At 59.2% G+C, this 13,991-nt stretch carries 14 protein-coding genes and 1 pseudogene; 2 read left to right on the top strand and 13 right to left on the bottom strand.

The features are described from left to right. Position 1: 1 nt before the first annotated feature. From sS8_RS15540 to sS8_RS15600, 13 genes are all read right to left on the bottom strand, one after another. Positions 2-865: an ACP S-malonyltransferase gene (locus sS8_RS15540; protein ID WP_170161105.1), complete on the bottom strand. Its 864-nt coding sequence runs from the start codon at positions 863-865 to the stop codon at positions 2-4. Positions 866-933: 68 nt separating this feature from the next. Further along, positions 934-1,755 carry a 2-oxoacid:acceptor oxidoreductase family protein gene (locus tag sS8_RS15545; RefSeq protein WP_119630404.1) on the bottom strand — a complete coding sequence of 274 codons (822 nt, stop codon included), beginning with the start codon at positions 1,753-1,755 and terminating at the stop codon, positions 934-936. Between the two features lie 989 nt (positions 1,756-2,744). Further along, the gene (gene der, locus sS8_RS15550; protein ID WP_119630405.1) at positions 2,745-4,136 is read right to left on the bottom strand and encodes a ribosome biogenesis GTPase Der; all 1,392 of its coding nucleotides are present in this window, start codon (positions 4,134-4,136) and stop codon (positions 2,745-2,747) included. Between the two features lie 3 nt (positions 4,137-4,139). After that, positions 4,140-5,369: an outer membrane protein assembly factor BamB gene (gene bamB / locus sS8_RS15555; RefSeq protein WP_119630406.1), complete on the bottom strand. Its 1,230-nt coding sequence runs from the start codon at positions 5,367-5,369 to the stop codon at positions 4,140-4,142. Further along, the gene (locus sS8_RS15560) at positions 5,369-6,016 is read right to left on the bottom strand and encodes a YfgM family protein (RefSeq protein ID WP_119630407.1); all 648 of its coding nucleotides are present in this window, start codon (positions 6,014-6,016) and stop codon (positions 5,369-5,371) included. The genes bamB and sS8_RS15560 overlap by 1 nt, the downstream gene beginning before the upstream one ends. A 15-nt stretch (positions 6,017-6,031) precedes the next feature. After that, a complete protein-coding gene (gene hisS / locus sS8_RS15565) occupies positions 6,032-7,300 on the bottom strand; it encodes a histidine--tRNA ligase (protein ID WP_119630408.1) in 1,269 nt (422 codons plus the stop codon). Positions 7,301-7,340: 40 nt separating this feature from the next. Continuing rightward, positions 7,341-8,111, bottom strand: coding sequence for a type IV pilus biogenesis/stability protein PilW (gene pilW / locus sS8_RS15570; RefSeq protein ID WP_119630409.1), 771 nt, complete (start codon positions 8,109-8,111; stop codon positions 7,341-7,343). Further along, positions 8,108-9,208: a 23S rRNA (adenine(2503)-C(2))-methyltransferase RlmN gene (rlmN, locus tag sS8_RS15575; RefSeq protein WP_119630410.1), complete on the bottom strand. Its 1,101-nt coding sequence runs from the start codon at positions 9,206-9,208 to the stop codon at positions 8,108-8,110. Before rlmN ends, pilW begins: the two co-directional genes overlap by 4 nt. After that, positions 9,183-9,614, bottom strand: coding sequence for a nucleoside-diphosphate kinase (gene ndk / locus sS8_RS15580; RefSeq protein WP_119632831.1), 432 nt, complete (start codon positions 9,612-9,614; stop codon positions 9,183-9,185). Before ndk ends, rlmN begins: the two co-directional genes overlap by 26 nt. A 305-nt stretch (positions 9,615-9,919) precedes the next feature. Beyond that, entirely contained in the window at positions 9,920-10,243 is a 324-nt protein-coding gene (locus sS8_RS15585; RefSeq protein ID WP_119630411.1) for a HesB/IscA family protein, read from the bottom strand. Between the two features lie 147 nt (positions 10,244-10,390). After that, positions 10,391-11,551 carry a cysteine desulfurase family protein gene (locus sS8_RS15590; RefSeq protein WP_119630412.1) on the bottom strand — a complete coding sequence of 387 codons (1,161 nt, stop codon included), beginning with the start codon at positions 11,549-11,551 and terminating at the stop codon, positions 10,391-10,393. A gap of 12 nt (positions 11,552-11,563) precedes the next feature. Further along, positions 11,564-12,052, bottom strand: coding sequence for a Fe-S cluster assembly transcriptional regulator IscR (gene iscR / locus sS8_RS15595; RefSeq protein WP_119630413.1), 489 nt, complete (start codon positions 12,050-12,052; stop codon positions 11,564-11,566). A gap of 161 nt (positions 12,053-12,213) precedes the next feature. Further along, positions 12,214-13,125 (bottom strand): LysR family transcriptional regulator, encoded by a 912-nt coding sequence (locus tag sS8_RS15600; protein WP_197716541.1) that lies wholly within the window; start codon positions 13,123-13,125, stop codon positions 12,214-12,216. 135 nt (positions 13,126-13,260) lie between these two features. Here sS8_RS15600 and sS8_RS29245 point away from each other — a divergent pair. Further along, positions 13,261-13,553, top strand: a pseudogene (locus sS8_RS29245) (pirin family protein); the annotation flags it as partial. Beyond that, positions 13,533-13,955, top strand: a complete 423-nt coding sequence (locus tag sS8_RS29250) for a pirin family protein (protein WP_232020655.1) — start codon at positions 13,533-13,535, stop codon at positions 13,953-13,955. The pseudogene sS8_RS29245 and the gene sS8_RS29250, both read left to right, overlap by 21 nt. Positions 13,956-13,991 lie beyond the last annotated feature (36 nt).

A 13,991-nucleotide genomic window follows, 5' to 3' on the forward strand; every position in this document is an offset into this window, starting at 1 on the left:
TTCAAGCCCTCGCTTCGGATCGCTTCGTCTTGCGCAGATGGTCGACGTACCGCACCGGGGTATCCGGGGCGTTCCATCGGGCTATCTGGCTCAATACCCGGCTGGGACCGACTTCCACAAATTCGCGGTAGTGCGCCGAACGGAGATTTCGAACCAGTTGTTGCCACAACACGGTTTGGCATGGCTGGCGCGTAAGCGTGGCGAAAACTTGATCGGCGGACAGCAGCCGCTCGCCGGTGATATGCGACCACAAGGCATGTACCGGAGCAGCCACGGTCAAGCCCAGTTCGGCAGCCCGCGCGGCGACTATTTCGGCGACGCGCCACATGCGGATCGAGTGGAAGGGGATACGGGCATCGATGTCGTCCCGGCGAATCAATGTCCCCTCAAGAGTGCGGCACAGCTGCTCGATGTCTTGTTCGCTCCCGTACACCACGATTTGGTAAGCGCTGTTGATCGCGAGCACTTCCACGGAGAAACGGTGAGCGAGACTATGGGCCCCGATGGGGGTGTTGGTGGTGATGACCGAGATTTTTCCGGTGTTCTCCGCGAATTCGTCCCAAGCGACGCTGAACATCGCCTGAAGCCAACGGAACGACATTTCCTCGGTCAATGAACAGGCAGCCACGGCTGCGGCGTAAAAACCCAGGCTATGGCCGCAACAGCCGTAGTTCGCGTCGGGGCTGGATTGCCGTACGACGCGCCACCACAGGAGGTTGAGAGCGTGTATCCGCAGCTGGTGCAGGTTTTCGCGCTCCCGATCGCTAGCTCCGTGCTCGGTACCGAGATCGCAGCCGACCAGCTCGCTCCAAGCGGCCAGGAGCTCTTCCGACCACGGATGGTAAATCCGGAATTTCTCGATCATGCCGGGGTAATCCGCCCCCAAACCTGGAAACATGTAACAACAAGGCATCGGTCGATTCTCGGTTCTGATTAAACGTTGGCTTCGGCGAGTTCCGCTTCGCCATATTCGGGGTGGACGCAGTCGGATGATTTTTGACGATTGGAGAGAGGCTTATTGGATGCTTCGCTGTAGAACCGCAGGAAACCCCATTCCATCGCCCGGATGTTCTTGTGCGCGGTACGTGGCGCCAAAGCGCCGAAGGCGAGCGTCTTGGCGCGTTGGATGTCGAGGTCGAAGGCGGCGCAGAAGAATCCGAGCATGGCGCTGGATGCATAAACCGCTTCCATGCGCTCGGATAGATGCCATTGCGCCAGGGGAATCAGCACGCAGTGAGCGCCTCGCCCTTCCAGTTCGCGCAGGATTTCCTGCGTGTCGGCGTAGGCGTACTGCCGGAGACCGCCACAGATGGTTTCGATGCGTACATCGGAAAGAAGGCACAGGGAGCCGGGCCGCAGCCGGTCGCGATACCGAAGCGCCTCAAGAGGTTCCAATCCAATCAGGATGTCTACGTCCGACACGGCCAGGGACGGCGCGCACACCGAGCGGCCGGCGATCAGCGTGGCGGCGGTGCTTGCCCGGCGTTGCGCCACACCGCGCTGCTCCGCCGTACACACATGGCAGTACCGGTCGGCGATCAGGTCGCGCAGTCGCCGGGTCAGGTTGGCCACACCTTGTCCGCCGATACCTACCATGAGGATGCGAAGATCCTCGGGCAACTCGCCGGGATGGAAGCAGTACGTTTCTGCCGTGTTCTCCGGGACCGGTGCCGACTGATCGTGGTCTTCCCACCGGATGACCTCGTTCCAGTCATTCCGGAGGCGTACGGCGGATGGACGCCTCGCTATGCTCATTTCGCATGCTCCTCTTCATATTGAAGTTCGTTTTCGTTCCTCACGACTGCGCATCGGGTATACGCTCCCAGGAGCGGCAGGAGAGCCGTCTCTCCGCCCGTGTGTTTTCGTTAAGGAGTTCTTAGGTGCCAAAGTCTAGTAGAATAGGTGTTAATTAGCTGTGACATATTCACTCGGATATGCGCTTCGTTGCGCCACGGACGACTGTAGGGCTACGCCGAAGGCAATGCCGATCTAGCCGGTCCAGGTTGATCGAACCGTTCGGCGGACGGTGTTGAGGATGGGTATGTACAGACACCGTCGGACTTTCCCGGACAAACGGCGGGGGTCCGGTGAATCCACGTACGCGGCCGGCACCCGCCCCGCCGGGTGGTCATCAACGCCGAGCATAGCCGCCAGGAGAATCCGAGGTTCCCGGTCACTCATCAGGAGGGCGATCTCCAAGCCCGGTATGATGATGTCGACGGAGTTCGGGGGGATATGGGAAATGGATCAGGAAACGGCAACTCGGCTCGTTCGTGGACCACACCCGCTGTCGCATCTGGTGGACTGACCGAGTCCGTCCGCCGCCCGCCTCACTCGGCCATCTCTTGTCGGAAGCGCTGCGCCGCATCGGGCTCGCCGGCACGCTGATCCTCCGGGGGTAAGGAAGCGTTTGCCTGAAACCCCGATTTTCACCCCGGACTGGACGGCGTGCATTGGTTGATGGCCTTCGGTCGGCAGGGCGTGGTGGCCCATGGACGAGTGGTCACCGTCGGGGTGGATGAACGGTTGCCGACGCGGCTGCTGGTGTGACGACTGCAGGAGGAAGCTGCCGCCCGGCGGCGCGCCGCCATACTGCGAGAGAACGCGGCCAAAGCTGGGCGGACCACAAGTGCCGAGAGTTTGGCCCGCTGCGACTATGGGGTCTCGGCCTTACGGCCTAACTCACCCCACAAACATGAATGTCTTATTTGAAAGCGCTGTGGAAAAGCTCGGCTTTCTCGCGATCAGCTTTTTTTCTTGTGCCTGATCAGCCGTCTGCGCTTTCGAACCTGACGGGCGGAAAGAATGTTGCGTTTGCCTTTGAACGGATTCTCGCTACTCCGGAATTCGAGCTTGATCGGCGTTCCCTGGATGTCCAAGGCATCGCGGAAGGTGTTTATCAAATAGCGCTTGTAGGCCCCGGGAATCTCTTCCGTCTGGTTGCCGTGGATGACGATGACCGGCGGGATTTGACCGCCCTGATGGGCGTATTTCAGCTTGATGCGGCGTCCGCGGACCAGGGGCGGCTGGTGCGCGACGACGGCGTCCTGAAGGATTTTGGTCAGCCTGGAAGCAGACAAATCCCGCGTCGACGCCTCGTAAATAGCTTCGACAGCGTCCAGCAGATGTCCCACCCCCGTACCGTGCAAGGCGGAGATGTAATGCTTTTCGGCAAAATCGAGAAACGGCAGTTTCAGATCGATCTGGCGCCGCACCTGGTCTTTCTGGTCCGGGTCGAGCCCGTCCCATTTGTTCAAGCCGATGATGAGCCCGCGGCCGATTTCCAGAACCATTCCCAGAAGATTGGCATCCTGGTCGGTCACGCCTTCCCGTGCATCGATCAGGAAAATCACCACGTGGGCCGTTTCGATCGCCTGCAGGGCTTTGATGACGCTGAATTTTTCAATCGCTTCCGAAACCCGCCCGCGGCGGCGAATGCCGGCGGTATCGATCAGGGTATAGACTTTGCCGTGGCGCTCGAAGGGAATGTAGACGCTGTCCCGCGTCGTTCCGGGCTGATCGTAAACGACCACCCGGTCTTCTCCCAAGATTCGGTTGACCAATGTCGATTTGCCGACATTGGGACGCCCCACCACGGCGATGCGAATGCCCGGCGATTTTTCCTCCGATTCGGGCGCTTCCGGAGCCGGTAATTTCGCTTCCAGCTCGTCCAGCAGCGTATCGACTCCGATTGCATGCGACGCCGAGATGGGATGAGGTTCGCCGAGGCCGAGGGCGTAGAACTCTCCCGCAATGACGGCCAAATCTGCCCGGTCAATCTTGTTCACCACAAGAAAAACGGGTTTTCCGGTCTTGCGCAGACGTTCGGCGATGGCTTCGTCGCCGGCATTGAGTCCATGCCGAGCGTCAACCAGCAGCAGAATGAGGTCCGCTTCTTCCACTGCATAACTCACCTGTCGCATGGCCTGCTCGTCGATACCGAGTTCGGTCTCGACGATACCGCCGGTATCGACGACGAAATAATCCTTTTGTCCGCGTCTCACCCGTCCGTATTGCCGGTCACGGGTCAAGCCCGGAAAATCGGCCACAAGCGCGTCGCGGGTCCGGGTCAGGTAATTGAATAAGGTGGACTTGCCTACATTAGGACGGCCTACCAGGGCGACCACGGGCAACATAAACTACTCCAATCGCAAACGGTCATCCGGGGAGCTCCCGGATAACCCTTTCACCGAAATAGCAGCCAAAGTGCCGCCGCTGGTATAAACGTACACGACATCGTCGAACACGAGGGGGGTCGTCGCAATTGCGCTCTTGTCCACTCGGACCCGGCCCACCAGGCTGCCGTCCTCCTGGGAAAGCAGATGGAGATAGCCTTCGAAATCGCCCACTACCACGTAATCATCGATCAGCGCCGGCGCCGTCAGACGCCGGAGGTGCAGCTCGTCCTGTTTCCACAGGTCCGCACCGCTGCGCATGTCCAGCTGCCAAACGTCGCTGCCGGCGTCGGTCACGAACAGCGAGCGGCGGGCCGCCGCCATACCGGTGTAGGAAAACAGATTGGACTGGCGCCAAAGCACCTCGCCATCGCTCAACGATACCGCGGCCACGCCGCCCTGATAACCTGTCACGTAGATCGTATTTCCATTCACGATGGGATCGGAATCCATGTCCACCAAACGCTCTATTTCGGAGCGACCGTGAGGCAGTGCGATCGTTGCCTCCCACTTGGGTTTGCCGTCGTCCAGCTGCAAGGCGATAAGCTTCCCGCTGCCATAGCCGTCCAGCACCACATCTTCCGCAATCGTCGGCGAACCCCGGCTGCGAATCGAGAGGGCCGGAATCGTGCGGTCGTAGTACCAGCGCGTCGCACCGCTTTCCTCGTCGAGCGCGGTAATTCGCCCGTCGCTGCTCCGCACCACCACCGTGTCGCCCTCGATCCGGGGCAAGGCGAGAATCTCGCTCGACACGTTGGTCTTCCAGAGTACCGAGCCGTCACTGTCATTCAGCGCCACGACCTCGGCATTGCTGGTGCCGAGTATGAGCTTGCCCCGCCCCGCCACCGGTCCTGCGGAAACCACCAGTTCGGTATCCACCGACCATAGCTTGTCGCCGCCGAGGCGGTTGCGCGCCTGGACTTCTCCCTTGCGATCGACAGCGAAAATCTTGTCTTCGGTGACCGCGGGCACCAGATTTACGTACTGTTTGGCATAGCCCTTGCCGATACCGGCATCCCAAAGCACCGTCATCTTGACCGCGGGCTCGAATTCCTTGAGCTCAGCGGGAGGATCGGCATTGTCCGACGCGCCGAAATACTCTCCTATACCGGACGCTGCGTCTTTCAGGGCGCCAAGGCCGCTACAGCCCGTCAGCAGCACGCTGCACAAAAACAAGACGGAAAATCGCTGCATCAGGGCCCGGCTGGCGTCGTCGCGGCCGGCAAATCGTCGAGTTTCAGCTCCAGTAGCGGGGAAACCTCGCCGACTTCCTTCGCCGTTTCGTAAGCCTTGCGGGCATCGCCCGGCCGTCCCGCCGCGGCGTACAAATCACCTTTGAGCTCATGGTAAAGCGCCGCAAACTTCCCCATCCGGGCCGGACTCAAGGGCTCCAGCATGCTCAGTGCCGGGCCGGTTTCACCGGATGCCAGCATCACCTGGCCGAGGCGAAGCCTGGCGATATGCGTGATATTTTCGTCCGTGGTCTTTGCAATAGTCTCTTCCAGGACGGCTTTCGCGCCGGGCAAGTCATCGGAATCGACCTTCAGTTTGGCCAGCAGCAACCGTGCGTAATCGGCGTAGGCGGTCGACGGATAGCTGCCGATGATTCGCTCGCCCAAGTTGGCCACCGGCTCGATTTGGTTGTTTTCGGTCGCTTTCAGCATCTGCAGATACAAGTTGGAGGCCTGCTCGTTCTGGCTCTGCACATTGCCCTTCCACATGTTCCAGCCGATAATGACCGCGACACCCAGAAGAACACCGAAAATCAGAGATCGCCGATTTTCTTTCCACCACCGTTGGAGAGCTTCCAAACGCTCTTCTTCTGTCAAATACGTTTCCACTCCAACCTCGTCGAATTAAATAAGTGCTTGCAGAAAAGGGATCAGTTCGGATTGCGAAAGGGTTGTCTGGCCGGCCTCCGAGCGCAGGTACTTGACGCCGATCAGCTGATCCCGCGCCTCGTCTTCACCCAGGATCAAGCCCAGCACGGCGCCGCTCTTGTCCGCTCGTTTGAATTGGGTTTTGAAACTGCCGCCGCCGCAATTCACCACCAGTCTCAAGTTCGGCAGCGTCTCCCGCAATGCCTCGGCCAGCTTGGCTCCCTTGAGTTCGGCCTGTTCCCCAACGCGGATCAGATAAGCATGGGGCAGCGCCGCGGCATCCAGCTTTTCCGGAGCTTCGAGAAGTTCGATCAAACGCTCCATTCCGAGGGCAAATCCGGTCGCGGCGGAACCTTTGCCGCCCAATTGTTCGATCAGACCGTCGTAACGCCCGCCCGCGCATACCGTTCCTTGAGCGCCCAGTTCCTGAGTGACCCATTCGAAAACGGTGCGCGAATAATAATCGAGGCCGCGCACCAGGGTCGGGTTCACAGCATAGACGATATCCGCCTGGTCAAGGAGCTCCTTCAGCCGCTGGAAATGCGCCTTGGACTCCTCTCCCAGTTCATCCGTCAATACCGGAGCGGCCTGGATCAGGTCGCGCATATCGGGATTCTTGCTGTCCAGAATCCGCAAGGGGTTGGAATCCAGGCGCCTCCGGCTGTCTTCGTCGAGCTTTCCGTAGTGCGCACGAAAATAATCCACCAGTTTGGAACGGTATCCGTGGCGCTCTTCGGCAGTTCCGAGGGTATTGATTTGTAATTCGATCTTGTGAGCGATGCCCAGTTCCCGCCATAGCCTGGAACTCAGCAAAATCAGCTCGGCATCGATGTCGGAGCTCGCTATCCCGTAGGCTTCGACCCCGACCTGGTGGAACTGGCGATAACGGCCTTTCTGCGGACGCTCGTGCCGGAACATGGGCCCCGCATACCACAGCCGGTTGACCTGGTTGTGCAGCAGGCCGTGTTCCATGCAGGCCCGCAGGCAGCCTGCCGTACCTTCCGGGCGCAGCGTCAGGGAATCGCCGTTGCGATCCTCGAAGGTATACATTTCCTTTTCGACGATGTCGGTCACCTCGCCGATGGAGCGTTTGAACAGCTCGGTCTTTTCCACCAGCGGCAGCCTGATTTCTTGATAGCCGTAGCTCGCCATGACACGGCGCATCACTGACTCGACATGCTGCCAGCGCGGCGTGCGATCGGGCAGAATGTCGTGCATGCCGCGAATGGCTTGAATCTTTTCCATGGTTGAAAGGTTTGTCGCGGGGTTGTTAAAGAAACGGGAATCAATCTACCGGAAGGAAGCGTTTCGCCTGCATGGCCTCCTTCGTGTGCGAAAACTTCACCCGAAGGGTTGTCGCATAATCTTTGGCCGCGCGGAAATTGCCCAGTGCCGCTTCTGCCTCCACGCCGACCAGTAGCGACCTCGGATTCGGTGCCGCCACGGCATGATAGCGCTCCAGGAAAGCGCGGGCAGACAGATTTTCACCTGACGCGCGGCTCAATTCCGCCATCTCGATCAGTGCCGGAGCGAAGCGCGGGTCGTATTCCAGTGCTTTGCGCAGATACTCCTCGGCCTCCCCTTTTCGACCCGCCGAGCGCGCGCAAATACCGGCATTGGTGAGCGCAACCCAAGGCGAGTGATAAGCCTTCGAAGCAATGACCTTCCGGAACTGGTCCATGGCTTCATCATGCCGGCCGTGCTCGCATAAAAACCGGCCGTAGTTGTTGCGGACGCCGAAATTCTCGGAATTGGCCGACAAGGCCTTCTTGAACTGGCGCTCGGCATCGGCCGGCTGATCCAGGCGTTGGTATAGCACCGCCAGCGCGTTGTAGGCCTCGCTGTTCCCTTCATCGAGTTCGGTGGCCTTGATCAAGTCCTGCAGGGCCGTGTCGTAGTTGCCGGCTTCCATATACTGGATGCCCATCCGGAGATAGATGTCGGACTGACTGAGCGAACCGTAGGGATCGTTTGTGCGCGTAGCGGACTTTTTCGACGCTCCACAGGCTGCGAGCGTCACGCACACTACCGCACCGACCAGAACACGCCACTTCATGACGTTACAACCTGTATGCGGTGATGCCTGCGTGTGCGGTCGTTCACCCGCCCAACCAGCTGGCCACAGGCGGCGTCGATATCGTCGCCGCGGGTCTTGCGGGTGGTGGCGATCAATCCGGCCGCGTGCAGCATATCGCTGAACCGGCGTATGGTTTCCGGACCGGAGCATCTGTAATTGGAGCCCGGGAACGGATTGAACGGAATCAGATTAACCTTGGACGGCACATGGCTCAGCAGGCGGATCAATGCTCTGGCATGCGCGGGCGTGTCGTTGATGCCGTCGAGCATCACGTATTCGAAGGTCACCTTGCGGCGGTTTTCCCGCCCCACGTAGCGCTTGCACGCGGCCAGAAGCTCCTTGATCGGATACTTCCGGTTGATCGGCACCAATTCGTTGCGCAGTTCGTCATCCGGTGCATGCAGGGATACCGCCAAAGCGATATCGGACACCTCGGCCAGCCTGTCCAGGGCAGGAACGATACCCGAAGTGCTGATCGTCACCCGACGCTTCGAAAGCCCATAGGCGAAATCGTCCAGCATCAGGCTGACGGCGGCGACCACGTTATTGAAGTTGAGCAGCGGTTCGCCCATGCCCATGAGAACCACATTGGTCACCCGGCCTTCGCCGAGCTCGCGCCCGGCCACCCAGAGCTGACCGATGATCTCTGCGGCGCTCAGGTTACGATTGAAACCCTGCCGCGCGGTGGAGCAGAACGAGCATTCCAGGGCGCACCCGACTTGCGAGGATACGCACAAAGTGCCGCGCCCGTCCTCGGGGATGAAAACCGTCTCGATCCGGTTCTGATCATCCAACTGCAGCAGCCATTTGCAGGTTCCGTCCGCGGATTTCTGCTCATAAGCAATCTCCGGCACGCGAATTTCGCAACATTCGACCAGCCGCGCCCGCAGCGACTTGCTCAGATTGGTCATCGCCGAGAAGTCGCCGACGCCGCGCTGATGTATCCATTGCAGCAACTGCGTCGCACGGAAAGGCTTTTCCCCGATCTCGACGAAGAAGGCTTCCATCGCCTTCCGGTCCAGGCCGAGGAGATTCAGCTTTTCGCCGGAATCAGCGGGTACGGGGACAGAGTTCATTCTCTTTGAAGAAAAATGCGATCTCCTGTGCCGCGGTTTCGGGTCCGTCGGAACCGTGCACCGCGTTTTCGTCGATGCTGACCGCGAAATCGGCGCGGATGGTACCGGGTGCGGCTTCCTTGGGATTGGTGGCGCCCATGATCTCGCGGTTCTTGGCAATGGCGTTTTCACCTTCCAGTACCTGCGCCATCACGGGACCGGTGATCATGAAACTCACCAGATCGTTGAAGAATGGCCTTGCCTTGTGAACGGCATAAAATTCTTCCGCTTGCGCGCGGGACAGATGCAGCATTTTAGCTGCGACGATTTTAAGCCCCTCTTTCTCGAAACGGCTGTAAATCTCGCCAATTACGTTCTTGGCTACAGCGTCGGGTTTGATGATGGACAGGGTTCGTTCGACCGCCATTGGATCTCCTAAGACTCGGATTCGCCGGTGTTGCGTGGTAAATGAAAGCCGATTGCGCTCGGCATTCGGAAAAAACGTTCGCCGCCCGGACGCGGGCAGATAAAACACCGTGATTTTACTGGAAAATCCAACAAATGATAAGAAATACCAGACTTCGAAGCCGCTTTCAAACGCCATGCGGGCCCTAGAGCGCGCACTCGGCCGAGCGGGAAGCGGGAGCTTTCGCCCCCGCGCAACCGGAATTTCTTTCGGGATGCGGGTGTGGGGACGAGTCAACTCGCCCCTGCCGCCAGTTCGAAGCCGCTCTAAACGGCGAAACTCTCGCCGCAGCCGCAGGTGGCCGTGACATTGGGATTATCGAACCGAAATGCCTCGTTGATGCCTTCCCGGCGATAATCCACCCGAACGCCGGAGAGATAAGCCAGATCGCTATCCCTGACGACCACCTTCACGCCATGCTGCTCGAACACGACATCGTCAGACTCAATCGCTTCGGCGTAATCGACCACATAGGTGAAACCGGTGCAGCCGGATTTTTTCACGCCCAATCGGAGCCCTACACCCTTGCCGCGTTTTTGCAGTTGCCTGGCGATTTGCTGCGCCGCACTCTCAGTTAAGGTAATGGACATAGTCATCACTATCGAATCAGGATTCAAAAAAGTTTATCAGTGCCCGGGGGCCGGCCCGCTCAGAGCCCGTCTCGGGAGGCCGTTCGCTCCGAGCCTGTCGAAGGCCCGGCTGAGCCGAAGGGTATTAAGGACCTAACGGGAAGGGATCTAAATGACCGACATCAGCGATTTCGAGCCCTGACTTTCAGAGGTGGGTGTACCTACGAGTGTTTTCAAGACCTCCAGGAAACGGTCGACCTCCGCTTCCGTGTTACTCTTGCCGAAACTGGCCCGAATTGCGCTCTTGGCGATTTCCGGCTCAACGCCCATGGCCACCAGCACCGGGCTGGGTTCGCCCGCACCGCTGGCGCACGCGGAACCGCTGGAAACCGCGATACCGTGCCGGTCCAGGTTCATGACCAGAGCCTCGCCGTCGTAACCGGCCACACCGAACTGCAAAGTGTTGGGCAGCCGCTCCGCGGCAGCGGCGAACAGGATCGCTCCGGGCACGTCCGCCAATCCCGCTTCCAGCCGCTCGCGGAGAGCGAGCAGATGGGCGCGTCTTGTCTCCAATTCGGACAGAGCCAGTTCCGCCGCCTTGCCGAAGCCGACGATGGCCGCCACGTTTTCGGTGCCGCCTCGCAGCCCTTGCTCTTGTCCGCCGCCGTGCAGCAGAGGCTCGAGTTCGACGGACTTGTCGAAGATCAGCGCGCCCACGCCCTTGGGGCCGTAAATCTTGTGTCCGGACAGGGACATCAGATGAGCGCCGCCCGCATTGAAGTCGATCGGAATCTTGCCCGCAGCCTGCACCGCATCGCAATGCAAAACGATCCCGCGGCCGCGGCACCAGGATGCGATCGGTGCGATATCCTGGATCACGCCGGTCTCGTTGTTGGCCAACATGAGAGTGGCGAACCGGAGGTCGCGGATGGGCAAAGATTCAAAGAAAGAGACATCGGCCGTGCCGTTGCGGTCCACCGGAATGGTCGCCGTGCGCCAAGCTCTAGCCTTCAGGAACTCCAAAGGCTCGGAAACCGAGGGATGCTCGGTGGCACCCGCGGCGATCAATCCCGGCTCGCGGGAAAAAGTCAGGCCTTTCAAAGCCAAATTATTGGCTTCGGTCCCACCGCTGGTGAACACGATTCCCGACGGATGGACACCGACCAGCGCGGCCACCTGCTCCCGCGCCATTTCGACGGCAGCGCGGCAAATCCGCCCCATCCGGTAAAGACTGGATGGATTGCCGTAAAAAGCGCCCAGATAGGGCGCCATCGCATCCAGCACCCGCTCGTCCAGCGGCGTGGTTGCGTTATGATCGAAATAAAGCATTGGGGCAGAACGCTAAATATGCGTTTCCCGACGCAACAGCATATCGATACCGGGAACGGCTGAAGCCTGTTTGTCCTGGCGCTCGGCAACCAAGCGCACGTTTCTTCGCTGGAGGACATCCTGCAGGCTGATGGAGGCCAGATATTCCCGAATCTGATCGCTCAATCCCAACCATAGATCGTGGGTCAGGCAGGGCTGGCTGTTTTGGCAATTGGCTTTGCCGCCGCAGCGCGTTGAATCGATGGTCTCGTCGACCGCGATAATGATCTCGGCGATATTGATCTGGCTGGCGTCGCGGCTCAATTGATAGCCGCCCCCCGGCCCTCTTACCCCTTCGACCATTCCGGCCCGACGCAAACGCGCGAACAACTGCTCCAGATAAGACAAGGAGATGTGCTGTCGCTTGGCGATATCGGTCAATGTCACCGGCTTTTTTTCGCTATGATAGGCCAAATCCAGCATGGCGGTGACGGCGTAGCGGCCTTTAGTCGTTAAGCGCACGGAATGACTCCCGGAATTTCACACTAAAATCGTGGAAATTCAGGTTCACATATCCTAGGAAATTAGTCAATTATTAAGGCACCATCCGATTTTGGCTGTCAAGCAACCAGCGCCGGGGATGGAGGATGCTCGACCCGCGACATCCACTCGACAAAAAACGATCATCCGTCCTCATTAGCCGTTGACGATCCAACCCAGGCATCCTGCAAGCGTTTCACGAGCCAGCGCAGAGCCTTACCTTTGTGCCCAGTCCGCCAGGCAAGAAAGAGCTGAACTGCGGGTTTTGGTTCGGCGACGGCTTTTGCGACCAGGCGTCCGGCCGCCAAATCGTCCTGCACCAAATGCTTAGGAAGATAGCCCACCCCGAATCCCAAGCGCTGCGCTTCCAGCTTAGTGCATAAATCGGGCACGGTAAGCACATCCTGGCCTCTCAATAGCCCCATCGTTCTGGGGGGCAGCGTACGTGAACTGTCCGCGGCCGACACCGCCCGATGGTGTAGAAGATCAACCTCGGTCAAAGGTTCCGGCAAGCATGCGAGTGGGTGCCCCGGTGCGACGGCGAAGACGAATTCCACGACACCGATCATCTTGGCGGCGTAGCCGCCGCCCGGTGGCCCTTCCCCAGGGGCACCGACCGCCAAATCGGCACGACCGGACACGAGCGCATCCCAAGTCCCGCCGTAAACCTCCTTGAGCAGCCGGATTTGGGTCCCGTGGACCTCTTTATAAAATTGCTCCAGCGCGGGGTAGATCAACGCAAACGGAATCAAACCATCCACGGCGATGCTCAGCCCCGTCTCCCAGCCGGTGGCTACGCGCTTGACCAAAAACTCCAGTTCTTCGGCGGCATGCAACAGATGCCGCCCTTCTTCAAGGAGTGATCGTCCCGCTGCCGTCAATGTAGCTCGGGACCCGCTGCGATCGAAGAGCTTTACGTCGAGATCCTGCTCCAGTTTCTGCACGGTATAGGTAATGGCCGAGGGGACCCGATGGAGCTGACCGGCCGCGCCCGCGAAGCTGCCCTTACGGTCTATGGCGTCGAGCACGGCAAGGGCATCCAGGGTGAGTCGCATATTCAGATATTCTGAATCAATATTGCAAAAACTTTCGCTACGAACCTAGAAACACTACAACTATCATGTGACTAACGAATTCAACACAGTTGAATGCAATTTACTTAGCGAGCCCAGAACAGGGATGCTCCCATGATGATTGTACGCAGGAACCGAGACCGGGGATGCTCCCGCTACCGCTGGCTCGATAGCCGCCACACGTTTAGCTTTGCAGGCTACTTCGACCCGGATTATACGGGGTTTTCCAGCCTGCGCGTTCTTAATGAGGATCGCGTCGCACCGAGCGGCGGCTTCCCTTTCCATCCCCATAGGACATGGAAATTATCAGTTATGTATTGGAAGGCAACTTGAAACACCGGGATAGCCGCGGTACCACCACGCTGATTTCGGCCAGCGGTGTACAACGGATGAGCGCAGGAACCGGAATCATCCACAGCGAATATAACGCCTCCGATATCGAGCCCGTTCATTTCCTTCAAATCTGGATCGAACCCGCCGTTCTCGGCAGTCGGCCCGACTATAAGCAGAAGACCTTTGGCGAAGAGGAAAAACAGGGCCACCTTTGCCTCATCGTTTCGCCCGACGGACGGTCGGGGTCGCTACACATCCGGCAGGATGCCTATCTCTACGCCGCCGTATTGATGGAAGGCGATGGCATTAAGTATCCGCTGGCGCCGGGACAAAAAGCGTTTGCTCAAGTTGTCAGGGGTGCGGTGACAAGCAATGGCATTCGCCTGGCTGCCGGCGATGGTGCGGCAATTCGGGAAGAGGAGGCTATCGGCCTCACCGCATTGGAGCCCTCCGAAATTCTATTGTTCGATCTGGCTTAAGCTCGGCAAAGCTCTGAAAACCCAAATGAAAGGAAA

Source organism: Methylocaldum marinum (assembly GCF_003584645.1).
In the GTDB taxonomy this organism is placed as follows: domain Bacteria; phylum Pseudomonadota; class Gammaproteobacteria; order Methylococcales; family Methylococcaceae; genus Methylocaldum; species Methylocaldum marinum.

What these genes read in the sequence shown, in the direction of transcription:
- sS8_RS15540 (WP_170161105.1), bottom strand. Translation starts at nt 865, where the DNA reads ATGATCGAGAAATTCCGGATTTACCATCCGTGGTCGGAAGAGCTCCTG.
- sS8_RS15545 (WP_119630404.1), bottom strand. Translation starts at nt 1,755, where the DNA reads ATGAGCATAGCGAGGCGTCCATCCGCCGTACGCCTCCGGAATGACTGG.
- der (WP_119630405.1), bottom strand. Translation starts at nt 4,136, where the DNA reads ATGTTGCCCGTGGTCGCCCTGGTAGGCCGTCCTAATGTAGGCAAGTCC.
- bamB (WP_119630406.1), bottom strand. Translation starts at nt 5,369, where the DNA reads ATGCAGCGATTTTCCGTCTTGTTTTTGTGCAGCGTGCTGCTGACGGGC.
- hisS (WP_119630408.1), bottom strand. Translation starts at nt 7,300, where the DNA reads ATGGAAAAGATTCAAGCCATTCGCGGCATGCACGACATTCTGCCCGAT.
- pilW (WP_119630409.1), bottom strand. Translation starts at nt 8,111, where the DNA reads ATGAAGTGGCGTGTTCTGGTCGGTGCGGTAGTGTGCGTGACGCTCGCA.
- rlmN (WP_119630410.1), bottom strand. Translation starts at nt 9,208, where the DNA reads ATGAACTCTGTCCCCGTACCCGCTGATTCCGGCGAAAAGCTGAATCTC.
- ndk (WP_119632831.1), bottom strand. Translation starts at nt 9,614, where the DNA reads ATGGCGGTCGAACGAACCCTGTCCATCATCAAACCCGACGCTGTAGCC.
- sS8_RS15585 (WP_119630411.1), bottom strand. Translation starts at nt 10,243, where the DNA reads ATGTCCATTACCTTAACTGAGAGTGCGGCGCAGCAAATCGCCAGGCAA.
- sS8_RS15590 (WP_119630412.1), bottom strand. Translation starts at nt 11,551, where the DNA reads ATGCTTTATTTCGATCATAACGCAACCACGCCGCTGGACGAGCGGGTG.
- sS8_RS15600 (WP_197716541.1), bottom strand. Translation starts at nt 13,125, where the DNA reads ATGCGACTCACCCTGGATGCCCTTGCCGTGCTCGACGCCATAGACCGT.
- sS8_RS29250 (WP_232020655.1), top strand. Translation starts at nt 13,533, where the DNA reads ATGAGCGCAGGAACCGGAATCATCCACAGCGAATATAACGCCTCCGAT.